The sequence below is a fragment of the Sphaerochaeta sp. UBA5836 genome, assembly GCF_002432845.1.
Classification (GTDB): Bacteria; Spirochaetota; Spirochaetia; order Sphaerochaetales; family Sphaerochaetaceae; genus Sphaerochaeta.
Map to the genome: position 1 here is coordinate 1 of NZ_DJGW01000092.1, position 3,769 is coordinate 3,769.

4 protein-coding genes are annotated in these 3,769 nt (G+C 48.0%); all 4 read left to right on the top strand.

Features of this window, described 5'->3' with window-relative positions:
• Nucleotides 1-733 precede the first annotated feature (733 nt).
• Entirely contained in the window at nucleotides 734-1,468 is a 735-nt protein-coding gene (locus tag B3F49_RS08565) for a class I fructose-bisphosphate aldolase (RefSeq protein WP_293910422.1), read from the top strand.
• A gap of 2 nt (nucleotides 1,469-1,470) precedes the next feature.
• Nucleotides 1,471-2,463, top strand: coding sequence for a sugar-binding transcriptional regulator (locus B3F49_RS08570; RefSeq protein WP_293910424.1), 993 nt, complete (start codon nucleotides 1,471-1,473; stop codon nucleotides 2,461-2,463).
• The gene (locus tag B3F49_RS08575; protein WP_293910426.1) at nucleotides 2,464-3,435 is read left to right on the top strand and encodes a zinc-dependent alcohol dehydrogenase; all 972 of its coding nucleotides are present in this window, start codon (nucleotides 2,464-2,466) and stop codon (nucleotides 3,433-3,435) included.
• Between the two features lie 11 nt (nucleotides 3,436-3,446).
• Nucleotides 3,447-3,769: hypothetical protein (locus B3F49_RS08580; protein WP_293910428.1), on the top strand; the 323-nt coding region annotated here is incomplete at its 3' end.

A 3,769-nucleotide genomic window follows, 5' to 3' on the forward strand; every position in this document is an offset into this window, starting at 1 on the left:
TTTCGCTCTTGCCTACTGAAGAGGATGCAAAGCTTTTCTATGCGCAAGACAAGGTTCTCCACGCAACCGGGTATGACGCCATTATTGCTCAAGGCTAACGCTGGAAAGTAGCGTTTCTTGAGGAGCTCGTGAGAGGAATCAGCTTTGGGACGCTCTATGAAAGAATATGTTCAGAAGTAAGGAATGGGTAGGCATAGTAAATTCCAGACATGAGAATATTCGAAATTGTTGATAATCTGCAAAAAATCGTATAAGCGTTGACCCTGATTATTGAGCGTGGTACCGTCGATTGAGGGGGTGCTGGAGAGAGCTGCAAACTTGGTGGGCAACCACTACAAGCCTGCACAGAACCAACAGAAACAGACCCCTTCTGCTGATGGGCTTGCAAGTATGTCTAGAACAAGTGTGCCAAAGCAGTTCAGCCATCTGTTCGTTCTGAAACAGAATATTCTCATCACTTGTCGTGTATTTCCCAGTGTCTTTTAGAATAACCAAGAAAGGTTCTTCATGAAAAACAAAGGTATCCATTGGATTGTTTGGCGAGCACGGTTGAGCCTTGTATCTCAATTCTATACCCGTAGGGATGATTTCTCTACTTATTCCAATGATTTGAACAAATGTTCATAGTAGTAGGTTTGTGCGAACAAACATTCTCATTGACAGTAAAAAAATACTGCCACTATCATAATAGTAGATAAGAAATATTGAACAATTGTTCAGAAGGTAGGTTCTGATGAACGGACTGGAAAGGAAAAAAACCATATTGATGAATCATGATGGGAAACTCTTCCTTGCTGCTTTCGACCATCCCCAGATTTATGGAGTGATGCAAGGTTTGGAGAATCCTATTGAGGCTATCAAGCGCATCCTTGATACCGATATAGACGGCTATATTCTCAATCCTGGGATTTTCTCCCTGATCGATGCCTCTCTGGTGCAGAACAAGAAACTAGTGCTTCGCGCATCTCTCGGTGGTACGTTGATGGGAACCACGTTTGCTGATTTTCACAGCATCATGGTCTCTCCCAAGCAAGCCTTGGACCTGGGTGCGGATGCGGTTTTGATCATGCTGGTGCTCGGAGGCTCCCATGACAAGGAGTCGATGACCGATGTAGCCAAAGCAATTGATGCCTTTCATCAGTATTCGATTCCCGTAATGGTGGAAGTGCTGCACGCCGACTATACAAAGAACAATGACACGTCATTTATCCGAAACGGGGTGCGCATAGCCTCTGAGATTGGTGCTGATTTCGTCAAGGCTTTTTACTGTGAGGATTTTGCTTCGGTGGTGTCAGGATGCCCGGTTCCCATCGTCTTGGCAGGAGGTCCCAAAGAAGCCAATATTCTGGACATCGCCAAAACAGTTGTAGCTGCCGGTGCTGCGGGCTTTGCATTTGGAAGAAACCTGTTCCAGAGCGAGAAACCAAAAGAAATAGTTGCTTCTCTGTGTGATGTCCTTCGGGGGTAACCATGTTGGATGATCGAGAACTGCTCTATTCCATTGCTTCCCTCTATTATGAGAAAGGAAAGAACCAGCAGGAGATTTCCAACCTGCTCAACCTCTCTCGGCCCATGGTATCACGGGCATTGGCAAAAGCAGAAAATCTTGGGATTGTGCGCATCCAGGTAATTCCTCCTGCGGGGTGTTCTTCGTTGGAAATGGATCTTGCAAAAGCTTTGGGCATCAAGCGGGTGGTGATCGGGCAATGTCCTGATCGAAGTTCCAATGATCGGGACAACCGTATAAAAGCCATTGCAGTTACAGCCGGTGCCTTTCTTTCCCAGGCGGTGCAGCCAGGGATGGCTGTTGGGGTAGGGTGGGGCGTCACAGTTCATAGAAGCGTGCTCGCTCTCCCTGATTGCCCGAACCTCAAAGGAGTTACGGTTGTCCCGATGGTGGGCAGTGCAGGTCGTACCGAGTCTCATTACCAGGTCAATATCATTGCTGACAGGATGGCTGAGAAACTGCATGGCAATGCATTGTTTTTCAACATTCCTGCTTTTGTTTCCGATGTGAAAATCCGTGATTTCTTTGGGCGCGATCCTCAGATGAAAGCCATCCAAGATTTATGGAACAAACTTGACATGGCCATTGTAGGGCTCGGAGCATTTGGAGGTACGCCAAGTTTTCCGGTAGGCGAGTATACCTTGGAAGCCTTGGATGATTTGCAGCAGCAGAACGTGGTTGGAGACATTTTGGGCAGGTTCTTCAACACCGAAGGGTTCATTGGTGATGTCGCCCCCGACGACAGCCTGATCACCCGGCATGCCCCTAATGTGAATGATAAAATGTATCTCGGTATCCCCGTCGATTCCTTGAAAAAGGCAAAACAGATTATCTGCATTTGCGGAGGAACCCTTAAGATTCCCGGCATTAGAACTGCTGCCGTCCTGAAACTATTTGATTGCCTGATAACCGACTCACAGACCGCTGCGGAATTAGCAGAGTCATTGGAGAAATGAATGAAAGCATTGATGTATACAGGGATAGGTGAGCTTGAAATGCAAGAGATTGCCGATGCACAAGGTGCGTACGTTGTACGTGTGCTGGGGTGCGGCATTTGCGGAACCGACTTGAAAACCTTTACGGTCGGCCATCACTTTTTCAAACCTCCCACGATTCTTGGTCATGAGTTTGTTGGCCGACTGGTCCGTGTACCCGAAAACTCTTCCTATACGATTGGAGATACCGTGGTAGTAGCTCCCTACTATGAATGTGGGACGTGCAACAACTGTACCACCAACCTTAAGCAGATGTGTACTGACAAGCATTATGTCTCCTCGGGAGCTTTTTGTGAGTATGTGGCAATCCCTGAGGACTATGGTCCAGGCATGATTCGACTCCCGCAGTCTTGTGATGAACAGGTATTTACGTTAGTCGAACCGTTGGCTTGCGTATTGAATGGTATCGATCACCTACGCCTTCGACCTTGGTCCAAGGCTCTGGTGGTGGGAGGAGGCCCGATGGGTATCCTGTTCGCTCTCTATTTCCAGGATACAGGCGTTCCCGTAACAGTGGTGGAGCCAAATGCCTACCGTAAGCAGATGATCCAAAGCTGGGGCATTGAGTGCATCGATCCAATCGATTCCGATCCCAGCCAGTATGACCAGGTAATCATCAGCGTGAACCAAGCCTCGCTCATTGCTGATGCAGTGCATCGAATAGGCAATGGAGGTACGGTTCTGGTATTCAGTGGCCTGAAGAAGCAGGATACCTTCGAAGCTGATGCCTATTCCATTCATTATCGTGAAGTCTCGGTCACGGGTTGCAGCGGGTTTGCTCTTTCTCACTTTACCCATGCGTATGCAATGATTGAGGCAAAACAGTCCCACTATGCAAAGTTGATCACCCATCGGTTGAGTCTCGAACAAGGTCGTGAAGCCTTTGACCTGCTTAAACAGGGAAAAGCATTCAAGATTGTGCTGAAGCCGTAAGAGGAGAGAAGATGACAGTAGCCATTGCATTCAACCAGCATTCTTCACTTCCGTTGCACCAGCTTGAAGCATTGGGTTCTTCCATCATGCAGTTTTTCCAAGGGGCCTCTTTCGTAGTGTGCCGAGGGTACGGTCATCACTATTGTCCAGCAGCGGAAATACTTGAAATTGAAAGACAATCCGATTACAAGGCACAGCTCGCGGTAATGGTCGATGCCCTGCTTGCAAAGAATCCGACCTATTTGGTCAGTGTCGGCGGAGACGGCCTTGCTTCCTATATTGCATCTCAGATCGTGAGGAGGAAGGCAGAGGTGATTCTGCTGGGTATCGCAGC